General features: G+C 70.8%; 17 protein-coding genes, 1 tRNA gene and 1 pseudogene. 6 read left to right on the plus strand and 13 right to left on the minus strand.

Annotated features, from left to right (window positions below; translation table 11 throughout):
• Positions 1–48: 48 nt before the first annotated feature.
• A tRNA-Met gene (locus tag ACFWWR_RS07240) sits at positions 49–122 on the minus strand.
• Between the two features lie 219 nt (positions 123–341).
• Positions 342–601: pseudogene (locus ACFWWR_RS07245) on the minus strand (transcriptional regulator); the annotation flags it as partial.
• Between the two features lie 281 nt (positions 602–882).
• Here ACFWWR_RS07245 and ACFWWR_RS07250 point away from each other — a divergent pair.
• Together ACFWWR_RS07250 and ACFWWR_RS07255 are read left to right on the plus strand one after the other, a co-directional pair.
• Complete coding sequence (locus tag ACFWWR_RS07250) at positions 883–2,859, plus strand: M28 family metallopeptidase (RefSeq protein ID WP_383859957.1); 1,977 nt, start codon at positions 883–885, stop codon at positions 2,857–2,859.
• Between the two features lie 51 nt (positions 2,860–2,910).
• On the plus strand, positions 2,911–4,926 hold the full coding sequence (locus tag ACFWWR_RS07255; protein ID WP_383859954.1) for a M36 family metallopeptidase: 2,016 nt from the start codon (positions 2,911–2,913) through the stop codon (positions 4,924–4,926).
• 114 nt (positions 4,927–5,040) lie between these two features.
• Here ACFWWR_RS07255 and ACFWWR_RS07260 read toward each other — a convergent pair whose 3' ends face one another.
• Both ACFWWR_RS07260 and ACFWWR_RS07265 read right to left on the minus strand, forming a co-directional pair.
• Positions 5,041–6,273 carry a GNAT family N-acetyltransferase gene (locus ACFWWR_RS07260; protein WP_383859951.1) on the minus strand — a complete coding sequence of 411 codons (1,233 nt, stop codon included), beginning with the start codon at positions 6,271–6,273 and terminating at the stop codon, positions 5,041–5,043.
• A gap of 276 nt (positions 6,274–6,549) precedes the next feature.
• Complete coding sequence (locus tag ACFWWR_RS07265; protein WP_384302374.1) at positions 6,550–7,614, minus strand: alpha/beta hydrolase family protein; 1,065 nt, start codon at positions 7,612–7,614, stop codon at positions 6,550–6,552.
• Positions 7,615–7,728: 114 nt separating this feature from the next.
• Between ACFWWR_RS07265 and ACFWWR_RS07270 the strand changes: the two genes are divergently transcribed.
• From ACFWWR_RS07270 to ACFWWR_RS07280, 3 genes are all read left to right on the plus strand, one after another.
• The gene (locus tag ACFWWR_RS07270; RefSeq protein WP_383859946.1) at positions 7,729–8,373 is read left to right on the plus strand and encodes a GNAT family N-acetyltransferase; all 645 of its coding nucleotides are present in this window, start codon (positions 7,729–7,731) and stop codon (positions 8,371–8,373) included.
• Positions 8,370–9,245: a PaaX family transcriptional regulator C-terminal domain-containing protein gene (locus ACFWWR_RS07275; protein ID WP_384302376.1), complete on the plus strand. Its 876-nt coding sequence runs from the start codon at positions 8,370–8,372 to the stop codon at positions 9,243–9,245. The genes ACFWWR_RS07270 and ACFWWR_RS07275 overlap by 4 nt, the downstream gene beginning before the upstream one ends.
• 127 nt (positions 9,246–9,372) lie before the next feature.
• Positions 9,373–9,816, plus strand: a complete 444-nt coding sequence (locus ACFWWR_RS07280) for a DUF6086 family protein (protein WP_383859940.1) — start codon at positions 9,373–9,375, stop codon at positions 9,814–9,816.
• Positions 9,817–10,148: 332 nt separating this feature from the next.
• Here ACFWWR_RS07280 and ACFWWR_RS07285 read toward each other — a convergent pair whose 3' ends face one another.
• Genes ACFWWR_RS07285 through ACFWWR_RS07300 form a run of 4 tightly spaced genes read right to left on the minus strand, consistent with a single transcriptional unit; the run spans position 10,149 to position 14,881 of the window.
• Positions 10,149–11,537 (minus strand): acyl-CoA reductase, encoded by a 1,389-nt coding sequence (locus ACFWWR_RS07285; protein ID WP_383859937.1) that lies wholly within the window; start codon positions 11,535–11,537, stop codon positions 10,149–10,151.
• A complete protein-coding gene (locus ACFWWR_RS07290) occupies positions 11,534–12,877 on the minus strand; it encodes a hypothetical protein (protein WP_384302378.1) in 1,344 nt (447 codons plus the stop codon). Before ACFWWR_RS07290 ends, ACFWWR_RS07285 begins: the two co-directional genes overlap by 4 nt.
• Before the next feature lie 10 nt (positions 12,878–12,887).
• Positions 12,888–13,625: an ABC transporter ATP-binding protein gene (locus ACFWWR_RS07295; RefSeq protein WP_384302380.1), complete on the minus strand. Its 738-nt coding sequence runs from the start codon at positions 13,623–13,625 to the stop codon at positions 12,888–12,890.
• 11 nt (positions 13,626–13,636) lie between these two features.
• Entirely contained in the window at positions 13,637–14,881 is a 1,245-nt protein-coding gene (locus ACFWWR_RS07300) for an ABC transporter substrate-binding protein (RefSeq protein WP_383859925.1), read from the minus strand.
• Between the two features lie 128 nt (positions 14,882–15,009).
• On the opposite strand from ACFWWR_RS07300, the gene ACFWWR_RS07305 reads away from it, so the two are divergent.
• The gene (locus ACFWWR_RS07305; RefSeq protein ID WP_384302382.1) at positions 15,010–17,751 is read left to right on the plus strand and encodes an ATP-binding cassette domain-containing protein; all 2,742 of its coding nucleotides are present in this window, start codon (positions 15,010–15,012) and stop codon (positions 17,749–17,751) included.
• A gap of 70 nt (positions 17,752–17,821) precedes the next feature.
• On the opposite strand, the gene ACFWWR_RS07310 is transcribed toward ACFWWR_RS07305, so the two are convergent.
• From ACFWWR_RS07310 to fabG, 5 genes are all read right to left on the minus strand, one after another.
• On the minus strand, positions 17,822–18,616 hold the full coding sequence (locus ACFWWR_RS07310; protein WP_384302384.1) for an SDR family NAD(P)-dependent oxidoreductase: 795 nt from the start codon (positions 18,614–18,616) through the stop codon (positions 17,822–17,824).
• A 35-nt stretch (positions 18,617–18,651) separates the two neighbouring features.
• Positions 18,652–19,860 carry an acetyl-CoA acetyltransferase gene (locus ACFWWR_RS07315; protein WP_383859916.1) on the minus strand — a complete coding sequence of 403 codons (1,209 nt, stop codon included), beginning with the start codon at positions 19,858–19,860 and terminating at the stop codon, positions 18,652–18,654.
• Entirely contained in the window at positions 19,860–21,296 is a 1,437-nt protein-coding gene (locus ACFWWR_RS07320) for an OB-fold domain-containing protein (protein ID WP_383859913.1), read from the minus strand. Before ACFWWR_RS07320 ends, ACFWWR_RS07315 begins: the two co-directional genes overlap by 1 nt.
• 1 nt (position 21,297) lies before the next feature.
• Positions 21,298–22,548, minus strand: coding sequence for an acetyl-CoA C-acetyltransferase (locus ACFWWR_RS07325; RefSeq protein ID WP_384302386.1), 1,251 nt, complete (start codon positions 22,546–22,548; stop codon positions 21,298–21,300).
• A gap of 104 nt (positions 22,549–22,652) precedes the next feature.
• Entirely contained in the window at positions 22,653–23,399 is a 747-nt protein-coding gene (gene fabG / locus ACFWWR_RS07330) for a 3-oxoacyl-ACP reductase FabG (protein WP_384302388.1), read from the minus strand.
• Positions 23,400–23,487 lie beyond the last annotated feature (88 nt).

The following is a 23,487-nucleotide window of genomic DNA, read 5'->3' on the forward strand; positions in this document are numbered from 1 at the left end:
GGGAAGCACGAGGGCCCGGATCGGGTGGATCCGGGCCCTCTTCAGCAGTAGCGGGGACAGGATTTGAACCTGCGACCTCTGGGTTATGAGCCCAGCGAGCTACCGAGCTGCTCCACCCCGCGTCGGTAACCCCCACCGTACGCCATCACAGCAGGCACCGAAGACCACCAGCCGACGCAGGGTCGCCGTGCGGCGAAGCCGAGGTTGGTGACGTACTCGTACTGACCTCACCGCGAACCGAGGTCCACGATCGTGTCCTGCCACGGGTCGTTGAGGCCCTGGTCGCCGACCGCCCAGGAGCCGACGATGCGGTCCCAGCGGCGCGCGGCTGAGCGGGTGGATCTCCACAGGAGGCTCAGCGTCGGCTCGGTGCCCCGCAGCGGGCCGGGCTCGTCCCGCCGGCCGATCGGGTTCGGCAGCACCGCCTCGTGCTCCCACTCCGGGGCCTGATCAGGTGGACTCCGGCGCTACGGCGGTCATGAGCAGGGCCGGTGGAGTGCTCGAGCCGGCCCAGCAGGAGGTGCGTCTTGAGGGCGGGAAGACAGGCGCCGTTGGTGTCGAGCGCCGTCACCTCATGCGTGTCGGGCGGGAGTTCGTGGCGCTTACGTCGGAGATCACCCGCACTCCGTAACTCCTTCAACTGTCCACCGTTGAACGGCATTCGCCTACATCCCGGGATGCGAGCGCGCAACCGAAGGCGGACGATGGAGTGGTCGGGGGCTTTTTCGGGAGTGGAGTCTGTGGCAGGTGGCCGGCCCTGCGCGGGGCCGTTCACCGTTTCCCTCTCGCGGTTCCCCTTGCTCCCGAACGGCCGTTGCCGCTGGGGACGTTCACTCAGTCACGTGCCGATTCCGGACCCTTTCACTTCGTGGAGGCACCGAAATGCCCGTGCTCTTCTTCGACATAGGAGCGACCCTGGCGGATGCCCGGGAGGAGGCGGACGGTTCGCTGACGTTGCTGCCCCGCCCCCGCGTCCTTGCCGTGCTCGACGCCTTCCTCGACGTACGCAAGGGCGTCATCTCCAACCCGGGCTCGGGTGAGGGCGCCGCGGAGCGGGCCGCGTCAGCCCTGCGGGAGGCGTTCCCCGGCCGGTTCACGGACGACGCGCTCATCCACTGGGGCCCCAAGAACAGCCGCGAGATCTTCGACGAGGCAGTCGCCGGCACGGAGGGCGAAGGAAGCCCGGTCTCCGCAGCCGGCGAGTGCGTCTTCGTGGGCGAGGACCACGAGGAGCGCGCGCTCGCCCGGCAAGCCGGACTGCGTACGGCGGCCCACCCCGTGTTCACCGGCGCCGCTCTGGAGAACCGTCCCGTCCTCTGGGCGCGGATCGAACTGCCCGAGGACCGAGGGCTGCCCGCACTGAAGACCGTCGCGAACCAGACCGAGGTCGTTCCCGTGCACATCGCCTCGGCGCGGCTCGTGCTGGCCATGGCGAGCATGCGTGGCGCCGCGGCACTCGAACAGGCCGGGTTCACCGTCGACCTGCGGGGGCCGGTGGAGGACACCACGGCCTTCCTGATCCGTGACGACCGCCCCCTCACCCCGGGCCAGGGCTTCACGGACGCCCCGGACAGGGCGACGACCCGCGCCACGTCCGCTTTCGCCGTCGTCGCCGACGAACTCGCCGGCGTCACGGCCCCGCCGCTCCTCCCGCTGGGCCCCGCGCCGGGCGGTGTCTACGTCGCCGCACCCGCCGGCGCTCCGATCGAGGACGTCCACCTGCCGGGCGCGAGGCCCGGCCACACCGAGCGACTGCTTCCGGACCCGGCGATCCTCTCCCGCCCCGGCGAGGCGTGGGCGCAAGGACTCGCCGCAGGCCCTGGGGAAGGCCAGGCGGAGCTGGGCCCACCCCCGTCGGCAGCCGGTGACGGCCGCCCCTCCCCGGAGACGATCGCCGCGGTCCGGGCAGCCGTGACCCCCGAGGTACTGCGCGGCCATGTCGCGCGCATCTCCGGTGTCGAACCGCTCCGAGACGGCGAGGCGCTGCTGGTGCGCAGCCGTGACGCGTCCGCCGCGGACAACCCCCGAGTCGTCGAGGCGCTCGCAAGCCGCCTTCAGAACCTCGGTCTGAGCGTACGACTGCACCGGTTCCGGTGGCGCGGGCGCCCGTTGTTCAACGTGGAGGCCGAGTACCGTGCGGCCGGGGCGGACTCCACAGTTCTCATCACCGCCCATCTGGACTCCACTGCCTCCAGCGGTGAATTCGTCGACGCGAACGGCGACCCGCGCCCCTACGACCCCACCGTGGACCCCGCACCTGGCGCCGACGACGACGGCAGCGGAACCGCCGCCGTCATGGCCGCGGCCGAGTGCCTGCACGACATGCTCGCTGAGGGCAGGACACCGACCCGGAACGTCCGCTTCGTCCTCTTCAACGCCGAGGAACAGGGCCTGGTCGGCAGCAAGTTCTACGCCCGGGCCGCCGCCGCGGCGGACGACAGCATCGCCGGTGTCTTCCAGATGGACATGATCGCGGGTCGCCGGCAGAACAGCACACCCGCACTCGAGATCCACGCCGGTTCCTCGGTGCCGGGCCCGGTCGTCGGCGCATCCGACACGCTGGGCACTCTCGTCGCGGACACCGTCCCCGCCATCGACCCCACGGTGACGGTCCAACAGCTCACGGGCCCCTCCGATCCGGCGATCGGACGGAGCGACCACGCCAGCTTCCACGAGCGTGGGTGGGCGGCCATCGCCGTCACCGAGGACATTTTCGCTGCGGACGGCGGGCCCGGTACGGGCACCAGGCAGTACCACACCCCGGGAGACACCCTCGTCGACCAGGATCACAGCCCGGAGTTCGCAGCCACGGTCGCCCGCTCCGTCACGGCGACCGCCCTCACCCTCGCGGGCCTGTAACCCACAAGAGCCGAAACCCGGGCCTCGTGCCCGGTGACAGGAGCAACCGTCATGACACAGCTGATCGACAAGCGGGATCTGGAGTACGACCGGCTCGCCCGGGTCCAGGGCGCCGAGGCGTTCCTCGCCGAGACCGATCGTGTGGCGGAGTCGGTGCACCACACCCTCATCGCCGACGACAGCAAGGTGAACCGCTTCACCGGGCACCTGACCGAGCTGCGGGTGGAGGGCGCACCGTCGGGCCTCGCCGACCGGGCGGGCGCCGAGGCCGCCGACGGCGACTACATCGCCCGCGCCAAGGAGTACCTCTCCTCGGTCTCGGGGGCGATCGGCTTCGCCGCCGGAGAGCCCGCAGAGTTCGAGGCCGATCCGAAGGTGACGTCCACGAGCGGCGGCACACGCGTGGTCAGCCTCCAGCAGACACTCAACGGCATCGACGTCTGGGGCATGGCTCCCAAGGTGTGGCTGCACGAGGACGGCACGGTCGACAGGGTCGTCGGCGACACGGCGAGCGTGCCGGGCAACGTGCCCACGATGCCGACGGTACCGGTCGAGACGGCTCTGGCCGCCGGCGCCGCGAAGGCCGCCGCGCCGGTCACGATCGACGGCCTCTTCGGCACCGACGAGCTGCCGGCTCTGGACCTCTCGGGAGGCTTCCGCCGGTTGAGCTCCCAGTCGCGCAACGACCAGCCGATGACCTTCGACAAAGGCGCCTTCGACGAGGCGATCCCTGCTCGGCTCGTGTACTTCTACATGGGTGACACCGTCCGTCTCGCCTGGTCGTTCAGGTTCTCGCGGGAGAAGGGAGCCGTGCAGTACCACGCGCTCGTGGAGGCCGACGAGAGAACGCCGGACAAGGCAGCGCCCCAGGTCCTCTACCTCCAGGACCTGACGAACCATGTCGTCGGAGGACTGGTGTTCCGCCAGAACCCGGCCGAGACCGGATTCGCCCTGGCCTCCTTCCCCCTGCCGCTGAGCGACTATCCGGTCGAACCGCCGCCTGACCCGTTGCCCGGGTTCCCCGGACCATGGGCCGAGCGGCAGAACGGGCAGGTGGCGACAGCCGGGAACAATGTGCGGGCCGTCGACGCGGACACCGGTGAGAGCTTCAAGGTCGGCGTTGACAGGGCGGGCAACGCGCTGTTCGCCCCGAACCCGGGCACCCGCGAGCAGCTCATCACCAACATCTTCTTCTTCTGCAACTACATGCACGACTTCTTCATGATGCTCGACTTCACGGAGGAGCACGGCAACTTCCAGACCGTCAATTTCTCGGGCCTGGGCCACGGCGCCGACCCGGTCGTCGCATTGGCGCATCCCCGGCCGGTCTTCGGCACGGCCAACATGCTCACGCGTGCCGACGGTCTGGCGGCGGAGATGAACATGGGGCTGGTCGCTCGAACGGGACGACACACGGGCGTCGACGCGCACGTCGTCATCCACGAGTTCACGCACGGCGTGACCAACCGACTGGTCGGAGGCCTGCACGATGCCAACGGTCTGCGCGAGAACCAGTCCCAGGCGATGGGCGAGGGATGGTCGGACTTCTTCGCGCTCACCATCCCCAACTTCTCCCGGGAGCGGGAGCACACCGTCATCGGCGACTGGGTGATGGACAACCCGGGCGGCTTCCGCCAGCGGCCGTACGACGACCGCTACCCCGGTGACTTCGGGGACGTCGGGCGGGCCACGGGCGGGCTCGACTACACGAGGATCCACAACGTCGGCGAGATCTGGTGCGCCGCGCTCATGGAGATGACCCGCCGGATCAGCGCGGAACTCGGCAGCAAGGAGCGCGGCTACCGGGTCGCCTGGCAGGCCGTCGTCGACGGGCTGAAACTCACCCCGAAGAACCCGTCGTTCCTTACCGCCCGTGGCGCGATCCTGCGGGCTCTGAAGGACCTCAAGGGCACGGCGTTCACCGAGGCCGAGTACCCCGAGGTCCGCACGGCGGCTTGGGGATCCTTCGCCCGCTACGGCATGGGCTTCGACGCCTTCTGCCCCAACGCGTCCTTCGCCGGCTGCCGGGCCGGCGCCCAACTGCCCCCGGCCGGGCACGAGGACTGAGGCGGTTCAGCTGATCGCGAGCTTTCAGCCCCCCGCTGGGAGGCGTCTTCAAAGGAAACGGCGCCTGATGAGACCTGTGCAGGACGAGACCTGTGCAGGTCGGGGGGCGCGCGGTCAGAACCAGTGCAGGCAGTGCGGGGGACGGTCGGCGCGGAAGAGGGCGTCGGCGAGGGTGGCCGCACCCGGGCGGTGGGCCCGGATGTGTCCGGCACGCACGAGCGTGCTCGGGGTGGTGCCGCCGAGGTAGACCGAGCCCAGGTCGCGCACGTCCAGGGACAGGTCCGGGTCTCGGTCTGTCGGGACGCAGTCGGCCTTGCCGTCCCGGACGGTCAGCAGGTAGCGGCTGTGCTCGCCGAGGAACGGGTCGTCGACGTCGAGGACGAGCTCGCCGTCCGTGAACCAGCCGCGCGCGGTCAGCGCACGCGGGACGTCCAGCAGCCGCACCCAGAGCCAGTCCATGTCGCCGCTCACCTGGCCGGCCCGGAAGTCCGCCAACTGCCAGCGCAGCGGATGCCCGGGCGGGAAGTGCTGGAAGACGACCTCGTTGACCAGGTCGTGTCCGAGCACGAACCGGGCCAGGGCCGTGAAGACGGCGTCGTCGGTGGCGATGGTCTCGTCGACCGTCAAGGTGTTGGGTTCGCCGATCGAGTAGCTGGCGTACCCGTCCGGGACGCCGTCGGCGTCACGGTGGACGGCGACGTAGCGCGGCGCCGGCGAGATCGGGGGCTGCCCCGCGCGCAGGGCCCACCAGCGGTGCGGCCGGGACAGCGCGCCGGGCTGGGCACGGCGGTACCGGTCGTACACCTCTTCCAGGATCTCGCCGCACTCGGCACGCCGCAGTACCTCGACCGAGTCGTTGTCCGAGCCGGCCGCTGGGACGCCCGCCACGGTGCGGGCCCGGGGAACGGCGAGGGCGGCCTGGTGGCGCGGCACTGTCAGCCGCTGCGTGTAGGTCGCCGGTCCGTAGCCGAACCTGCCGTAGATCAGGGCCTCGGAGGAGAGCAGCACGGAGAGGAATTCTCCTCGGGCCCGCAACTCGGTGAGCTGGTGCCGCATCATCGTCTTGAGCACGCCTTGGCGCCGGTGGGAGGGCAGGACACCTACGGCGGTCACCCCGGCGGTCGGGACGAGGGTCTCACCGGGCAGAGTGAGTTCGAAAGGGTGCGCGGCGGCGGTGCCGACGGGCCGCCCGTCCGCCGTCAGCGCGAGCAGGCAGCGGTCCATTTCGAGCGCCGACCACCAGAGCCCGCCTCCCTCGACCGGGGTTTCCGGGAAGCGCCCGAACGCGGCATGGACTGTGTCGACGAAGACGTCGAGATCCTTGTCGGTCGTGGAACGGATCTCCATTGCGGCCGCTGCCTCCCCCGGGATAACGGCACCGCGACTCGGGTGCCCCGGCACATTGCAGCGTTGACCCGTGGCCTGGTCAAGCGGATTACGGCCGGGCCCGGGGAAGATTCGGGCAGCGCTCTTGTCGTCCGCCGCCTACGGCATCTCGCCAAAAGCCCCTGCCACGGGTGAGGAGCCCGCGTGAGCCTTCAGGCCACAGGGGCCGGCGGGGTGCTTGGGGCCGAGCGGTGGGGGAAGCGGTCACAAGTCGCCATGGCCGACCTTGCGGGACTGTCAGGGTATGGCGTTGCTGCCTCGGCCGAGATCCTTCAGGAACTGTCGTTGGTCGTCCAGGAATCCGTCCGCGAAGAGCGAGCGGGGGGAGAAAAGCGCGGTGAAGGTGATCTTGACATCCGACTGCTCGATGGACCGCTTGAGCAGTGAATGGGTCGCGTCCGGGTAGCGTTCGACCGTCAGCGCACCGCTTGCGTCCAGCACATTTCGGTAGCTGCGCTCCGTGTCTGCGGTGTCCACGTTGATGTCATGGCCTGCGAGGGTCAGCAGCACCGGTATGCCGCGCAGGGCGCGCAGGTCCTGCGTGGCGTCCGCGGTGTAGTTCTTGGAGATGAAGCCCCAGCGGTCGGCGGTCATGCCGTCCGCGTCCCCACGCATGGCCTTGACGTACTCGTCGAAGGTCGCGTGGCGTTCCAACAGTCGGCGGGTGGTGTCGCTGTTGGCGATCGCGGCCTTGGTGCGAGCTGCCGTTGCGCCGTCGGCGCGCAGTTCGGCGAGGAGATTGTGGCGGCCCTGCCGAAGCCAGTTGATCGCGGGCGAGACGGCGATGACAAAGCTCACTGGAGCCTTGGCGGCGACCTTCGGCAGGACCCAGCCCGCCTGGCTGGCGCCCCAGAGCCCGATCCGGTCGCCGTCGATGTCCGGGCGGGCGCGCGCCCAGGCGATGGCGGCTGCTGCCTCGTCGGCCCGGTCGTCCATGGACTGGTCGAGCCAGTTGCCGGGTGCGCCTGCGACGCCGGGTTTGTCCCAGGACAGAGCGGCGTACCCGGCCTTGGCGTTCGCTTCCCACATGGGCTTGTACCCGTCGTCGTGGGTGGCGTCGATGGGACCGTCGCCGTGGACGTAGACGACCAGGCCGTGGTGCTTGCGGCCGTCCTTGGGGATGGCCAGTACGCCGTTGAGGGTGTGGCCGGCGTGGCGGATCGAGACTCGCTGCTCGTCCATCTCGTAGGAGTTCTGCCACAGCACCACACCGACGAGACCCGCGGCCACGACCAGGACCGTGACGAGTGACCACACGGCGATGCGGAGCCCGCGCCGTCGGGGCTGAGTCCTGGGAGACATGGGATGACCGCCTTTGTTCGGGTTCGCATCACTCACTGAAACTATCATCTTGAACACGGTCGTTGCGAGTACGATAGATTTAGGCTTCAGTTTCAGCGAACAAAGGGGCACGGCATGGGACTGGACGAGACAGGCCCCGGGACCGGACCAGTGACGGTCCAGCGAGGCGTCCCGGCCGGAGCCGAACTGCGGGCGGCCGAGCTGTACTGGGAGGCATTCGGCCGCAAACTCGGTCCCGCACTGAACCCGCCGGGCAAGGCGGTGCCCTTCATCGCCGCCCATCTGAACGCCGATCGCGCGGTCTGCGCGCTTCTCGACGGACAGCTCGTCGGCCTCGCCGGCTACCAACTCGGCGGGCGGGCTCTCACCGGGGGGTCGGCCTCCTCCGTGCTGCGCGCGTACGGACTCCTGGGAGGACCGCACCGCCTCCTGCTCCTCGCCCTGTTCGAACGCCGACCAGCCCCCGGACAGCTCGTCATGGACGGCATCGCCGTTGCCCCGGACGTGCGCGGCCGCGGCGTCGGAAGCCTGCTCATCGAAGAAGTGGCCGCCGTCGCGGCGGGGCAGGACTGCCGGGAGATCCGACTGGACGTGATCGACACCAATCCGCGCGCCAGAGCCCTGTACGAGCGGCGCGGCTTCACGGCCGTACGGACCGAGCACACGCCCTACCTCCGCAGGTTGCTGGGATTCGGCGCGGTGACCACCATGCACCGCCCCGTCGAGGCGGACGGACCGAGAGGACAGCGCACACCGTGACCGATCACGTCGAGATCCCCACCCGCATGCTCGTCCACGCGCTGATCCGGGAGGACGGCACGGTCAGCGCGGAGGAGCTGTACACCGTCGCCGCTACCCTCGGCATGAGCGACCAGCAGGTACGGCTGTGCATCAAACGCCTCGTGGCCGAGAGCCGGTTCACCCACGAGGGCCGCGGTCGCAAAGCAGTGCTGCACGCCACGGACGTCACCACACAAGCCCTGGCCCCCAACGCGGACTTCCTGCGGCACGCGTTCCGCCAGGACGCCGGACTCGCCCCCTGGGACGGCGTCTGGCACCTGGCCGCCTTCGTCGTGCCCGAATCGGCGCGCACGGCCCGGGACGCCCTGCGCGAGACACTCGTCCACCTCGGTGGTGCCCCGCTCCAGGGCGGACTGTACGTCTGCGCCAACGCCTGGGAGCCGTACGTGGAAGACGCGGCGCACCGCCTCGGCGCCCACGGAGCGCTCACCCTCCTCAGCACGACGGACCTACGCAGGGGCGACACCCAAGACCCCGCCGAACTTGCCCGCCACCTGTGGCCCCTGCAGGAGATCGCCGACCGCTACCACCGCCTCAGCCGCATCGCCCAGCCCCGCCTCGACCGCCTCACCGGTGCCGGCGGACTCTCCCCCACCGAACTTCTCACCATCGCCGTCGAGCTGGCGGCCGAACTCACCCGTGCCATGGAACCCGACCCGCTGTTGCCGCCTCAGCTCGTGCCCCAGCCCTGGCCCGGCACCCAGGCCCGGGAACTCATCGCCCGATGCTGGGCTGCCTTGCCCGAACACGACCACGGCGACGCCCGGCCGACCCTCTTCCGCCTCTACACCGACATCACCCGAGAAGCAGCAGACCGGGCCACGCGCTGAAGACCAACAGACCGAGCGGATGCAGAGCAACGAGCCTCGCCTCCCCCGAGGCACCTTCTTACCCAGGTGCCTACCAGCCGCCCGATCTCTTACCCTGAGCCGGGGCGGACGAGCAGGGGGATCGGCGATGAGCATGTACTTCGACACCGGTGGCGAGACGCTGTGGAACCCCTCGAACGGTGCCGGCCGCCTCTTCCTACGGCAGGTCGAGGTCTTCGAGGCGGAGCTCGAACTGGCTTCGGGAATCGGTCAGGGCAAGTATGGGGGCGACGCGGACACACTCGAGGTCGATCCGGTCGTGTACGCGGAGTTCACACGCGGCCTGGTCGCCTGGCACTGCCGGACGGGCCACAGCGTCATCCTCGCGCTCTCCGAGGGTTTCGTGGCCACGGCGGTCGTGCTCGCGCGGCGCGCCGGAATCGAGGTGGAGATGCCCGAACCGGCGTCCGGCCATGTGCCCGGTGGCGGCCGGCGCGACCTCCAGGTCCCCGGCAACCCCCTGACCGCGTCAGCTGTCGTCACGGCGCTGCAGACCCGAGCGCGGCAGCTGGACCGCTCCATGGCCCGCTGAGCCAGTGCGCCGAATGCCACCTCGACTGAGAAGTCCTTCCAGCTACGGAAGGGCGAGCTGCAGCACATCCTCCAGCGGCTGCCTGACAAGCGGCAGGTAACCGCGGGGGCAGGGGATTGCGAGCAGATACGCTTGTTCACCTGGAAAATGCTTCCTTCCCTGCAGCCGACAAGACCCTCAACAGGTCGATCGGTGCAGGTCAGGCTTGCTCTTCACCTTCCTGACCACCTGTTGGGCATGACCGTCCGGCACGGGCCTCGCAGGCTTCCCGGTGCTTGTTCACGGAGTCCAGGGCGTCCCGCAGGGCACGGGTCTTGGCGCGGCAGGGGCCGTCACTCGTCGTTCACCCACCGCATGAGCCGTTGCAGCGGGTAGAAACCGTCGTGGGAGAGACCCGGCGGCATGCCGCCGGCTCTGCCGAGGGAGACCACGCGCTGAACGCCGGCGCAGGCGAGGGCGTCGCGCAGTTCCGCCTTGCGGGCGTCGGGATACACGCCGACCGTCTGGGTGGCGACCCCGGCGTGTGCGACCGCTTCGGACAGGGCGCCGACAGGGACGACGTCGACGATCTTTCCGTCGGGGTGGAAGTCCACCGGTTCGGGAGAGCGGATGACCAGGCCCCGGCCGTCGTAGCCACCCCACACCCGGTACTCGGGCTCCAGGGACCGCAGGACGTCGATCTCCTCGCGGAGTTCCGCGGCGACCCGCGGGCCGCCTGCCGAGCTGAACTCCCTTGCCACTCCGAGGCGTTCGCACAGCAGGGCGGCATAGCGGTCGGCGTCGTCCCAGGTCCCCTCGACGAACTGGAAGCGGCTGGCCACGCACGCCTGCTGGTTGAAGAACGTGGCGTCGGCGGCGCCCGCGTCGGCTGCCCGGGCCAGGGTCTGGGGGGACTCGAAGGCTTCGCGTCCGATCAGGGAGATGGAGGTCTTGGGGTCGAAGGAGACGAGCTCGAACCCCGGGCCGACGTACCTCAGCGCCCCGCGGATCGTGGCCTCGCCGCCCCAGGCGACCAGCTTGTCGAAGAACTGCGGGCGGAACAGCACGCTCTCCACCGTCTCGTCGCCGCCGCGCCAGTACACCGCGGAGAACGAGCGGACCACGGGGTGGCCTGGGGCCACCGCGGCCATGGTGCGGAGGATCGCGGTCGCGGTGAACAGGTCGTTCGAGGGCAGCTTCAGGAGGTTGACGCCCTTGGTGAGCGCGCCGCGCACGACGGACATCGCCGCGACGCCCGGTGCGTTGCCGGCGATGATGTGGACCAGGCGCGGCGGGAACGCGCGGATGGCCGCGAGCCGGTCGTCGGGCAGCCGCACGTCGCGCCAGCCGTCGAGCACGTCCGCACCACCGAGTTCGTGGTCGATCTGGGCGTACAGGCCGGGGCGTTGGAAGCTGCGCCACAGCACGGCGTAGGCACGTTCGAGCACCTCGGCGGGCAGCGGGCTGACCCGGACCATCCGCTCCAGAGCCTCGGCGAGCAGGCCCTCGCGGTCCGCCTTGAGAGCCTCGCCGGTTTCCACCAGCAGGTCGACGACCTCCGCCACGGGCACGTGGAAAGCGGGGCCGGGTTCGGTGCGCGGCCACACGAGGCGGTCCAGGTCGAGTGCCGGTGCCGTGAATCGGCCGCGGTCGAGGCGTGGGCTTTCGTCGACCTCGCCGCGCACCACGTGGACCACGGCCACCGAGCCTGCCGTGGTGCCGTCAAGCGTCGTGCCGCTCATCCGTGGATCATCCCCCGCACATAGGAGTCGAGTGTCGCCGCGCAGGTGATCTTGTCGTCGCCGCCGAGGTCCCCGTAGCGCTGGATGTCGGGCAGGACGACCGGTCCGGCTCTGCCGCATTCGCACGGGGAGAAGTCCACGAAGACCCGGTCGCCGCTGATCAGCCCGCCCCAGCGGCCTTCCAGGGAGACGTCCAGGAACGCGAACCGCCCCTCCACGACGCCGTCTCCGGGGTTGAGCAGCTTCTCGCCGGCCTCGTCGAGCACCAGGGGGATCACCCACGGCGGCACGTGATAGTTGCCCTTCTCGCAGGCGAGGCAGGAGCCCTGAAGCTCCGTCATGCCGTAGCTGCGAACCCGTCGTACGCCGTCGTAGAAGGCGGTGAACTGTGCCTGGTAGTCGTCGGGCAGCGCGCGGCCCTTGTTGCCGCCGCCGCTGAGCACCAGCGTGTCCGGATGGAGGCTCCCGTCGGGTACCCCGCGGGCGCGCAGGGCCTGGATCAACGCGAACTGCTGGTTGTTCATCCCCGCGATCAGCAACGGCTCGTCGCGGTGCGCGGCGATGTCCTCGACGATCTTCTCGATCGCCGCACCCAGCTCCTCCTCGCGGGCCGTGGACCCGGCCTCGAAGGAACTGATCTCCTGCGGGGTCGCGGTGCCCTCCGCCATCCGGCGGCGCAGCAGCGCGCTGCTCATCAGCTCGGACACGCGCATCGGGGCCTCGGTGAGCAGATGGGTCTGTCCGGGGCGCGCGAAGACCTCCGCGTGCCACCGGAAGCCGTCGACGGAGCGCATCGGGCCGCTCGCCGGGGCGAGAAGGTAGCCGCGGCGGGTGGGCTTCGGCGGGAGAGGATCGGGCCAGCAGGTGAGGTGTTCCAGGATGTCGTGCAGGAAACTCAGGTCGCTCGCGTCGCAGTTGAGGAAGGACACCTTCCCGGAGGTGCCGCTGGTGATGTAGGGGCGGTGGCCGGCGGCGGTGATGCGTTCGGTCCATTCGTCGATGTCGCGTACGCCGTCCATGTCGACGTCGCCGGGTTCGACCGCCGACACGGTGGTGTACCAGCGCAGGAGCCGGTCCCACCGGCCGGCGGTGATGAGGGAGACGGGATACGACTTGTAGCTGGTGTGCGAGAACAACAGCGGCACGAGGTCGTCGAGACCGGTGATCTCGTGCACGCCGGTCTCCTCGGCCCGGGTCCGCAGCAGCGGGACGCGCTCGCGATGAGCGGCGAAGGCCTCCCGTGCGGCTTCGAGCTGCAGCTCGCGTACGTCTGCGGCGGGTTGGTCGAAGGTGTCGCCGGATAGGACGAGGGACCGGATCTGCTCGCGTGCGCCGGGCACAGCGTTCACCTCAATCGGTTGCGTACGTTGTCTGTTCCGCTGTCTGTTGCGTGGTCTTCTCGGCGAGGTACGACGACTCGATCGCGTCCAGGTTGCCGCGCAGTTCCTTCGGGGTGCCGGTCATGGTGACGCGGCCGCGGTGCAGGACGTAGACCCGGTCCGCGATGTCCAGCACCTTGCGCACGTGCTGTTCGACCAGCAGCGCGCCCAGGCCGCGGTCCGCCGCCTCGCGTACCGCGCGCAGGAGCCGGTCGACCACCAGCGGGGCCAGACCGAGGGAGAGTTCGTCCGCGAGGAGCAACTTGGGGGCACGGCACAGCGCGCGGGCCAGGGACAGCATCTGCTGCTCGCCGCCCGACAGCATGCCGGCGCCGGTCTTGAGGCGTTTCTCGAGCTCGGGGAAGAGTTCCAGGGCTTGCTGGGTCTTCACCCGGCCGACCCGCAGGTTGTCCGCGGTGTCGAGCCGGGTGAAGACCGCCCGCTCCCCGACGTACGCCAGGCCCTGGCGGGCGCGGCGGTGCAGCGGTGCGCGGCCGGGCTCACCCAGCCAGCGCACCTCGCCGTGCATCGGGGCCAGGCTGCCCGAGAGCGCCCGGAGAGTCGTCGTCTTGCCCGCGCCGTTGGGTCCGAGCAGGGCGACGACCTCGCCGGGGCGGACCTCGATGTCGAGGTCGCGCACAACGGGTTGGCTGCCGTATCCGGCGGACAGGGCGCGGGTCGCGATCAGGGGCACTTCGGTGTCGTACACGGGCCCTCTCCTCAGCCGGACGACATGGCCGTCAGCATCTTGCGGACGTCGACGAAGGTCGATCCGGCCTTGGCCCACTCGATCTTCCCGTCGCGGATGGTCAGTTCGGTGGCCGTCGTGTTGTGAATGCGGTCGAGGCCCTTGATCGGCAGGGCCGTCGACGTCTTCCAGGTCAGCGGCGGGGTCAGGCCGCCGGTGTCGATGCCCGCCGTGGTGTCGAGCTCCTGCACCAGTGCCTTGGACGAGATGGTGGGCAGTTGCTTGACGGCCTCGGTGAAGACCTTGAACGCCACCCAGGCCGTCCCGTTGGCCCCGTTGGTGGTGTCGATGCCCTTGATGCCCTTGGTGGCTTCGAGGCAGTCCTTCCAGGCGGCGTCGGAGCTCGGCGGGTAGTAGCCGGTGATCGCGGAGCCCTCCAGGGGACTGCTGCTCCCTCCCGTGCTTTCGGCCAGCTGCGGGGTGAGGTTGCCGACGACGCTGCCGAGCTTCGTCTTGGCGCCGGACTGCACGTACGACTTCACGAACAGGTCCGAGTGCGTGCCCAGGATGACGTCCACGCAGTCGCTGCCCTTGGTCGCGGCGGCGACCTGCGGGGCGAGGTCGGTGGCGGTGACCGGCACCTTGAGGTCCTTCGGCGGTGCCCCTCCGGCGGAGGTCACGCCGACGGTGAGGAACTGCGAGACGATCGCGGCGGCGGCGACGTCGTACCGTACGCCGGAGATCTTCTTGCAGCCCTCCTCGACCAGTTGCCGGCCGTGTGCCGCGAACACCACCGGGGTGCCGCCGTTGACCGGGAAGGACAGCGGGTTGGAGAACTCCGCGGCCGAGACGCCGGTCCCGCCGATGTACGGGATGCCGGCCTTCTGCAGGATGGGCATGTAGCGGTCACCGGCGAGGCTGTACGACCCCACCACCGCGATCACCTTCTCGGCGACCGCCTGCTGGGCGCACTTCTCGGCCTCGTCGGGGTCGTTCTTCTCGTTGCAGGTCAGCACCTTCAACGGGCCGCCCTTGATGCCGCCGTGGGCGTTGATCCACTTCTCGTACGCCTGGGCGGTGAGCCGGACTCCGGGCTGGGCGCTGCCCTGGGTGTCCTCCGGTGCCCAGACCATCACCTTGACCGGTGCGCCCTTCAGGGAGGTGCTCTCCGTTTTGGAGCTGCCGGCCGTCTCTCCCCCACACCCTGCGGCGAGCAGGACTCCGGTCACCGCGAGACAGCTCGCTGTGGCGGTTCTGCGTCGGCGTGAGTCGTTCATGGTTCCTCCGCGGGGCTCGTCGTCGAGATGGCGACAGCATGGGGTGCGTTTTCGAGTTAGTGAAGTACTCTCGGCACAATTATTTAAATGAATGTGCTTTCTAGCCCCTGTCTCCGGGAGGTTCCCCGATGGACGACATCCTGCGCTTCGCGCTGCTGGGCCTCGGGCTCGGCGCCCTGTACGCCCTCACCGCGCACGGCATCGTGCTGGTCTACCGGGGCTCCGGTGTCCTGAACTTCGCGCACGGCGCGATCGGCATGGCCGGCGCCTATGTCCAGTGGGAGCTCGCCACCCAGCACGGCGTGGCGTACTGGCCCGCCACCGCGTGCGGCGTGCTCACCTCCGCGGTGCTGGGCGTGCTCACCCACCTGCTCGTGCTCCGTCCGCTGCGCAGGGCGTCCTCGCTGGCCCGTCTGGTCGGCACGCTGGCGGTCTTCATCGTGCTCACCGCGATCGCCGTCAAGCGCTATGGCGACAGCCTGCAGTTGGTGCCGGGCAAGCTGCCCACCGAGCTGCTGACGATCGCCGGGGCGACGGTCTCCGAGGACCGCGTCTGGCTGCTCGGCATCGCGGTCCTCGTGACCGTGCTCCTCCATCTCCTCTACAAGCGCACCATGTTCGGCCTGGGCACCACCGCGGTCGCGGAGAACGAGGGCGCCGCCGCCTCGCTCGGCTGGTCCCCGGACCTGATCGCCACCGGCAACTGGGCGCTGGGTTCGGCGCTCGCGGGGCTGACGGGCATCCTGATCGTGCCGGTCATCGGTCTGTCGGTGACCGGGCTGACCACGCTTCTGCTGAGCGCGCTGGCGGCCGCCCTGGTCGGCAGGTTCTCGTCGTTCCCCGTCACTCTGGCCGGCGGTCTGGTCATCGGGGTCGTGCAGTCCGAACTGACCCGCTTCGGCTCCGACGTCACCGGGCTCGCCGCGTCGGTTCCCTTCCTGTTCATCGCCCTGGTGCTGGTCGCACGCGGCCGGGCGCTGCCGCTGCGCGGTACGTTCCTGGACCGGCTGCCCGCCCTGGGCACCGGGAAGGTGCGCCCCGTGCCGCTGGCTCTCGCCGTCGTGACCGGGCTGTCGCTGGTGAGTCTGGCGACGCCGCTGTGGGCCGACGCGATCACCACCACCCTGGTGCTGTCGCTGATCATCCTGTCGATCGTCGTGGTCACCGGCTACGCGGGTCAGGTCTCCCTCGCGGCCTACGCGCTGGCCGGAACCGGCGCCTTCATCGCCGGACACGCGGCGGCCGACTGGGGCTGGCCGTTCGAACTCGCCCTGCTGGCCGGGGTGTTGGGAACGGTGCCGATCGGTCTCCTCTTCGCGCTCCCGGCGGTCCGCACCCGCGGCGTCAATCTCGCGATCATCACACTCGGCCTCGGCACCACCCTGGAGGCGATGGTCTTCCAGAACACCGATCTGTCGACGACCCCCGGCAGCGACGGCATCGCGGTGGGCAAGCAGACGCTCTTCGGGATCAGCGTCTCCGGAGTCGACCATCCGCAGCGGTACGCCGCCGTGGTGCTCGTGATGTTCGTCGCCGCCGCGCTCGTGGTCGCCAACGTGCGGCGCAGCCGGACCGGCCGCCGGCTGATCGCCGTACGGGCGAACGAGCGGGCCGCCGCCGCCCTCGGCATCGACGTCCGCGCGGCCAAGCTCTACGCCTTCGGCCTGTCCGCCGCCATCGCCGCGCTCGCGGGAGTGCTCACCGGTTTCCGCTCGACCTCGGTCGTCCTGTCCGACTTCGCCGGCTTCGACTCCATCACGGCGCTCGGCCTCGCGGTCATCGGCGGTGTCGGCTTCCTCGTCGGTCCGTTGTTCGCCGCGACCTTCGCCTCGGGCACGGTGGGTGCCCGGTTCGGGGACCTGGTTCTGCCCGGGCTGAGCGAGTGGATGCCGCTGATCGGCGGGATCATCCTGGTGCTGACGCTGGTGGGCAACCAGGACGGCATCGGGAAGGGGCTCGGCAAGCAGCCGGCGGGCAGCCGGCGCAGGCTGTTCCCGAAGCGCGGTGCGTCCGGGCGGCAGGCCGTGCAAGCAGCCTCCCGCAAGGCCTTGAGGGAGGCCTCGATGGAGGAGGAAGCGGCCGCGGCGGCCGTCCCTCGCGCCGCACCGCTCCCCCTCCACGTGCGGGATCTGACCGTGCGCTACGGCGGTGTCGTCGCCGTCGACGGGCTCTCGCTGGACGTCGAGCCGGGCCAGGTCGTGGGCCTCATCGGCCCCAACGGCGCCGGCAAGACCTCCGCCATCGACGCGGTCACCGGCTTCACCCGGGCCGCGTCGGGCAGTGTGCGGCTCGGCGACCGGGACGCGACCCGGCTGCCGGTCCACCGGCGGGCCGCCGCCGGGCTGAGCCGGTCCTTCCAGTCCCTGGAGTTGTTCGAGGACATGACCGTCCTGGACAACCTGTACGCGGCCTGCGACCGGCCCGGCCGGTGGGCGTACCTCACGGACCTGATCCGACCCGGCAGCCGCCCACTCCCCTCCCATGTGCTCGTCGCGGTACGGGAGTTCGGTCTCCAGGACAGTCTGGACCGGCCGGTGGGCGACCTGTCGTACGGAGAGCGGCGGCTGCTGGCCATCGCCCGCGCGGTGGCGGCCTCGCCGTCCGTGCTGCTCCTCGACGAACCGGCCGCCGGCCTGTCGGACGACGAGACACGGGAACTGGCCCACCTGGTTCGGCGGCTCGCCGAGGAGTGGGGCATGGGGGTGCTGCTCGTCGAGCACGACGTCGACATGGTCATGAGCGTCTGCGACCAGGTCGTCGTGCTCGACTTCGGACACCGGATCTGCGCCGGTACCCCGGAGGAGGTCCGGCGCGATCCGGCGGTGCGGGCGGCCTATCTGGGCGACCTGGAGCCGGAGACGCTGTCCTGAGCGTCCCGGGCGACGCCAAGAACCGGAGGCGCTGACCTCAGCGCCTCCGGCGGCAGCGACCGGAACCGTGTCAGGCGTCGCGCAGATCTGCGACATACGGCTGATGGGACAGCAGCCCGCCGTCCACGCGCAGGGTGTGCCCGGTGATGAAGGCCGACTCGTCGGAGGCGAGGAAGACGACCGCCGACGCGACGTCCTCCGGGCGCCCCAAGCGCGGGGTGAGGTGATGGCGCAGCATCGCCTCGCGGATCGCCCCGTGCGCCGAACCGGAGCTGGTCGGCGTGACGATGAACCCGGGCGCGATGGCGTTGCAGCGCACGCCCTGCTTGCCGTACTGGGTGGCGACGTACTGCGTGAGGTTGATGAGGGCGGCCTTCGAGGCGCCGTACGCCGGATTGCGCAGGTCGCCGGCGAGGCCGGCGCCGGACGAGGTGTTGATGACGGAGCCACCGCCGCGCGCGACCATGTGCGGGACGGCGGCCTGGATGGCGACCATGGTCCCGCGCAGGTTGATCCGCATCGTGTCGTCCCAGACCCCGGGGTCGGCCTCCACCACGGCGAGGTCCTGGCGGGCGGCCAGGTGGGTGGCCGCCGCGTTGTTGTGCAGGACGTCGAGACCGCCGTACGTCTCGACCGCCGAGGCCACCATGGCCCGTACGCTCTCCACGTCGCCGAGGTCGACGGCGACCGCCGTCGCGGAGCCCCCGGCGGCGCGGATCTCCTCCGTCACCGCCTTGGCGCCGTCGAGGTCGATGTCGGCCACCACCGTGTGGGCGCCCTCGGCCGCCAGGCGACGGGCGGTGGCCGCGCCGATGCCGGACGCGGCCCCGGTGACGACGGCAATCTTGTCTACGAGTCGCGCCATGGCAGAACCGCCTTGTCTGTTTGTCTCTTCGGTTTCTATGCGGTGAGTTGACTGCCGACGACCGACACGAACGAGACGCACTCGCCGGGTCCGCCGCCGAGGTTGTGCGTCAGGGCGAGCGAGCGTCCTTCGGCCACGGACTTCACCGTCCGCTCGGCCGGCGCCTCGCCCCGCAGTTGCAGCCACGCCTCGAACATCATGCGCAGGCCGGAGGCGCCGATGGGGTGGCCGAAGGCCTTCAGGCCGCCGTCCGGGTTGACCGGCAGCGAGCCGTCCAGGTCGAACGCCCCGCTGGTCACGTCCTTCCATCCCTGACCGCGCTCTGAGAAGCCCAGGTCCTCCATCAGCACCAGCTCCGTGGGCGTGAAGCAGTCGTGGACCTCGGCGAGGGCGAGTTCGGCGCGCGGGTCGGTGATGCCCGCCTGCCGGTAGGCCTCCCGGGCGGAGGCGACGACCTCGGGGAAGGTCGTGAAGTCGTACTCCGGGTCGACAAGCCCGTCTGCCGGGCCGGCGACGAAGGACAGCGCCTTCACGAAGATCGGCTTGTCGGTGTACTTGTAGGCGTCCTCGGCGCGCACCACGATCGCCGCCGCCGATCCGTCCGAGACGCCCGAGCAGTCGAACACGCCGAGCATGCCCGCGACGATCGGGGCCGACCGGATGCGCTCCAGCGGCACCTCCTTGCGGAACTGGGCGCGGGGGTTGCGGGCCCCGTTGACGTGGTTCTTCCAGGCGATGCGGGTGATGACGTCCTTCATCTCCTCCTCCCCCAGGCCGTACTTGGCGGCGTAGGCGGGGGCGAGGAGGGAGAAGTTCGCCGGGGCGGTGATCTCGCCGCGACTGTCGTCGCCCGCGCCCGGGATGACGGTGCCGGACAGTCCGGACATCCCAGAGTCCTTGAGCTTCTCCACGCCGACGGCCATCGCCACGTCGTACGCCCCGGAGGCGACGGCGTAGCAGGCGTTGCGCAGGGCCTCGGACCCGGTCGCGCACATGTTCTCGACTCGGGTGACCGGCTTGTTGGGCAGGTGGAGGGCCCGGCTCAGGGTCAGCCCGGACACGCCTGAGGCCTGGGTGCCGAACCAGTACGCGTCGATGTCGTCGATGGTGATGCCGGCCGAGGTGACCGCCTCACCCACGGCGTCGATCAGCAGGTCGTCCGCCGAGCGGGTCCAGTGTTCGCCGAAGGGCGTGCAGCCCATGCCGACGATCGCGACCCGGTCCCGTATTCCGTGCGAGCCCATCAGCGTGTCTCCTCAGCCTCGCCCGTCCGTACCGGCCGGGCCTTCCAGAAGTAGTTGTGCACGCCGGACGCCGTGACCGTGCGCCGGAACGTCATCTCCACCCGGGCGCCGATGACCGCGTCGGCCTCGGTCGCGTCGGTCAGCTGGCAGCGGAACCGGCCACCGCCGTCGTAGTCGACGACCACGACCAGCATCGGCGGGCTCGGCGTGGCCGCCAGGCGGTCGACGGTGAACGTGGCGACCGTGCCACGCACGTGCTCCATCGGCTCGTCGGTCATGGCGTCCACGCTCCGGCACGACACGCACACCCGGTCCGGCGGCAGATGCCGGGTGGCGCACTTCTCGCAACGGGAGGCGACGAAGCCGTACTTCCATCCCGTGCGGCGGTGTGCGGGCGGCGCGTAGGGCGGCTCAGGGTCCGGCCGTCGGGGTGGTTCGCGGTCGAGGAGACCGCGCCAGGACAGGTACGTGGCATACGGCATCGGGGCGCCGCCCGCGGCGATCTGCGCGGCGACCGGGCGGGCCGCACGGTGCGCGGGAAGCGCGTCGGTGGTGCGCAGCAGCAGGACTCCGGCGCCGTCCCCGAGCACCACGAGGGCGACGATCTCGCCCGGCCGGGCCCGGTCCAGGACGTCGGCGAGGAGCAGGCCGGGTTGGGCGGTGCCGGCGTTGCCGATCGCCCCGGTGAGGTCCGGCGTCACCGCCTCGGGTCGTACGCCCGACGTGCGCCGGACCGCCGTGCAGGCGCGCGCGTGCAGGCCGGAGACGACGAGGTGGTCGATCGCCCCGAGGTCGAGGCCCGCCTGGTCGAGGGCGGCGCTCAGCGCCTTGTCCGCGAGGGACACGTAGATCTCCTCGGCGAAGCGCTCCTCCCAGACCCGGGAGGCGGGCGCGCCGGGCAGCCGCCAGCGGTCGAGGATCTCGTCGCTGACCGTGTCGTGGGCGAGCAGCTCCGCGATGACCGGAGCCCCGTTGCGGTGTCCGCCGAAGACGAACGCCGCCGCGCCGTCGCCGCCCGCGACCTCGTCGCTGCCACCGGGCAGGCCGGTGCGCAGGTCGGCCAGGACCGTCAAGGTCGGTACCGGGGACCGGGCGGCCGTGACCAGGGCGCCGAGGCCGGAGCGCACGGAGCCGGCCATGTCGGCGGCCAGCACGTGCTGGTCGAGGCCGAGAGCGGCGTGCACGGCGGTGGCGTTCGTCTTGTCGAGGTAGGCGGGGGCGGCGGTGGCGAGGAAGAGCTGGCTGACGCGGGCGCGCAGGCCGTCGCGGGCGAGGGCGCCACGGGCCGCCTCGACGGCCATGGACGTGGTGTCCTCGTCGTAGCCCGCGACCGCGCGGGTCCCCCTGCCTCCCTTGCCGCCCAGGGCGGCTGCGACATCCGTCCGCGCGAGGCGGTGGTACGGCACGTAGGCGCCGTATGCGATCAGTCCGGCCATGTCAGCGTCCTCCATGAGCGTGGGTTGCGTCGGTGGGCCGTTCGAAGACCGCGGCCAGGCCCTGGCCCCCGCCCAGGCACATGGTCTCCAGGCCGTAGCGGGCCTGACGGCGGTCCAGTTCGCGCAGCAGGGTGGCGAGGATGCGGCCTCCGGTGGCGCCGACGGGGTGGCCCAGCGAGATGCCGGAACCGTTGACGTTGAACCGCTCGAAGTCGGTCTCCGTCATGCCCCATGCGCGGGTGCAGGCGAGTACCTGGGCGGCGAAGGCCTCGTTGAGTTCGATCAGGTCGATGTCGGCGAGCTTCAGTCCGGCTCGCTCCAGGGCCCGGGCGGTGGCGGGTACCGGCCCGATGCCCATCGTCTCGGGTGGTACGCCGACGACGGCCCAGGAGACCAGGCGGCCGAGCGGGCGCAGACCGAGTTCGGCGGCGCGCTCGGGGTGGGTCACGACGCACAGGGCGGCACCGTCGTTCTGCCCGCTCGCGTTGCCGGCCGTGACGGTCGCCTCGGGGTCCTGGCGGCCGAGCACGGGACGAAGCGAGGCGAGCTTCTCCAAGGACGAGCCGGCGCGCGGGTGTTCGTCGGTGTCGACGACCGTGTCGCCCTTCCGGGTGCGGACGGTGACCGGCACGATCTCGTCGGTGAACCGGCCCTCCCGCTGGGCCGCGACGGCCTTCTCGTGGGAGCGCAGGGCGAGTCGGTCCTGCTCCTCGCGGGGGATGGCGTACGCGCGTCGCAGGTTCTCGGCGGTCTCGAGCATGCCGCCCGGGACCGGGTGGTTGACGCCCCCCGACATGACCCGGCCGCGGGCCAGCCGGTCGTGCAGGGTGGTGCCCGCGCCGCGTACGCCCCAGCGGACGTCGGTCGTGTAGAACTCGGCCTGGCTCATGGACTCGACGCCGCCGGCCAGCACGAGGTCGCTCGCGCCGGTCTGCACCTGCATCGCCGCGGTGATGATCGCCTGCAGTCCGGAGCCGCAGCGGCGGTCGATCTGCAGTCCCGGGACCTCCACCGGCAGACCGGCGTCCAGGGCGGCCACGCGGCCGATGGCGGGTGCCTCGCCGTTGGGGTAGCACTGGCCCAGCAGGACGTCGTCCACGGCTGCGGGCGGTATGCCGGTGCGTTCCAGTACGGCGCGTACGACCGTGGCGGCGAGTTCGGCCGCCGTCACGTCGCGAAAGGCACCGCCGTAGCCGCCGACGGGGGTACGCAGGGGTTCGCAGATCACCGCGTCACGCAGGAGGGCGGGCATCGGGTGGGCCTTTCGTGAGGAGTACGGGCGTCAGGAGCGGCGCGCAATGGAGGTGGCGCTCAGCGGGGGCGGCGCTCAGCAGGAGCGGTTCTCGGTGGCGGCGCTCACATGTACCGGCCGCCGGTCACCTCGACCACGGCTCCGGTGACGTAGCTCGCCAGGTCGGAGGCGAGGAACAGGACGACCTGGGCGACCTCGGCGGGCTCTCCGGCACGTCCCATGGGGATCTCCGCGAGCTTCGCGTCCCATGCGGCCGGCGGCATCGCCTCGGTCATGGCGGTGCGGATCAGGCCGGGCTGCACGGCGTTGACGCGGATGCCCGCCTTCGCGAGCTCCTTGGCGGAGGCTTTGGTGAGGCCGACGAGTCCGGCCTTGGCCGCGCTGTAGTTGGTCTGCCCGAAGTTGCCGACCTTGCCGGCGATGGAGGAGATGTTGACGATGCTGCCGCCCTGTCCGTGCGCGCGCATCGCCTCGGCGGCGTACCGCGTGCCGTTCCAGGCGCCGGTCAGGTGCACGTCGACGACGGCGCGGAAGTCGGCCAGGGCCATCTTGCGCAGGGTCGCGTCCCGGGTGATCCCGGCGTTGTTGACCATGACGCCGACGGGTCCGAAGACGTCGGCGCAGTGGGCGACGAGGGCGGCGACCTCGTCCTCGTCGGTGACGTCACAACGCAGCGAGGTGGCTGCCACGCCGTTCTTGGCCAGGCGTTCGGCGGCTTCGGCCGCGGCGTCCTCGTCGATGTCACCGAGGACGACGGACGCGCCCTCGGCACCGAGGATGCCGGCGATCTCGAAGCCGATGCCCTGTGCGCCGCCGGTGATCACCGCGTTCCGGCCGTCCAGCAGTCCCATGTCAGCCCGCCTTCGACTCGACGCTATTTCTCTCAAATAGATAACCTATTATGCTGAAACAATCAATACAGCGATAGGCTGTGCGAGC

Origin of the sequence: Streptomyces sp. NPDC058678 (assembly GCF_042714835.1) — a bacterium.
Classification (GTDB): domain Bacteria; phylum Actinomycetota; class Actinomycetes; order Streptomycetales; family Streptomycetaceae; genus Streptomyces.

Coding starts and splice junctions, on each gene's coding strand:
- ACFWWR_RS07250 (WP_383859957.1), top strand. CDS start 883: ATGCCCGTGCTCTTCTTCGACATAGGAGCGACCCTGGCGGATGCCCGG.
- ACFWWR_RS07255 (WP_383859954.1), top strand. CDS start 2,911: ATGACACAGCTGATCGACAAGCGGGATCTGGAGTACGACCGGCTCGCC.
- ACFWWR_RS07260 (WP_383859951.1), bottom strand. CDS start 6,273: ATGGAGATCCGTTCCACGACCGACAAGGATCTCGACGTCTTCGTCGAC.
- ACFWWR_RS07265 (WP_384302374.1), bottom strand. CDS start 7,614: ATGTCTCCCAGGACTCAGCCCCGACGGCGCGGGCTCCGCATCGCCGTG.
- ACFWWR_RS07270 (WP_383859946.1), top strand. CDS start 7,729: ATGGGACTGGACGAGACAGGCCCCGGGACCGGACCAGTGACGGTCCAG.
- ACFWWR_RS07280 (WP_383859940.1), top strand. CDS start 9,373: ATGAGCATGTACTTCGACACCGGTGGCGAGACGCTGTGGAACCCCTCG.
- ACFWWR_RS07285 (WP_383859937.1), bottom strand. CDS start 11,537: ATGAGCGGCACGACGCTTGACGGCACCACGGCAGGCTCGGTGGCCGTG.
- ACFWWR_RS07300 (WP_383859925.1), bottom strand. CDS start 14,881: ATGAACGACTCACGCCGACGCAGAACCGCCACAGCGAGCTGTCTCGCG.
- ACFWWR_RS07305 (WP_384302382.1), top strand. CDS start 15,010: ATGGACGACATCCTGCGCTTCGCGCTGCTGGGCCTCGGGCTCGGCGCC.
- ACFWWR_RS07310 (WP_384302384.1), bottom strand. CDS start 18,616: ATGGCGCGACTCGTAGACAAGATTGCCGTCGTCACCGGGGCCGCGTCC.
- ACFWWR_RS07315 (WP_383859916.1), bottom strand. CDS start 19,860: ATGGGCTCGCACGGAATACGGGACCGGGTCGCGATCGTCGGCATGGGC.
- ACFWWR_RS07320 (WP_383859913.1), bottom strand. CDS start 21,296: ATGGCCGGACTGATCGCATACGGCGCCTACGTGCCGTACCACCGCCTC.
- ACFWWR_RS07325 (WP_384302386.1), bottom strand. CDS start 22,548: ATGCCCGCCCTCCTGCGTGACGCGGTGATCTGCGAACCCCTGCGTACC.
- fabG (WP_384302388.1), bottom strand. CDS start 23,399: ATGGGACTGCTGGACGGCCGGAACGCGGTGATCACCGGCGGCGCACAG.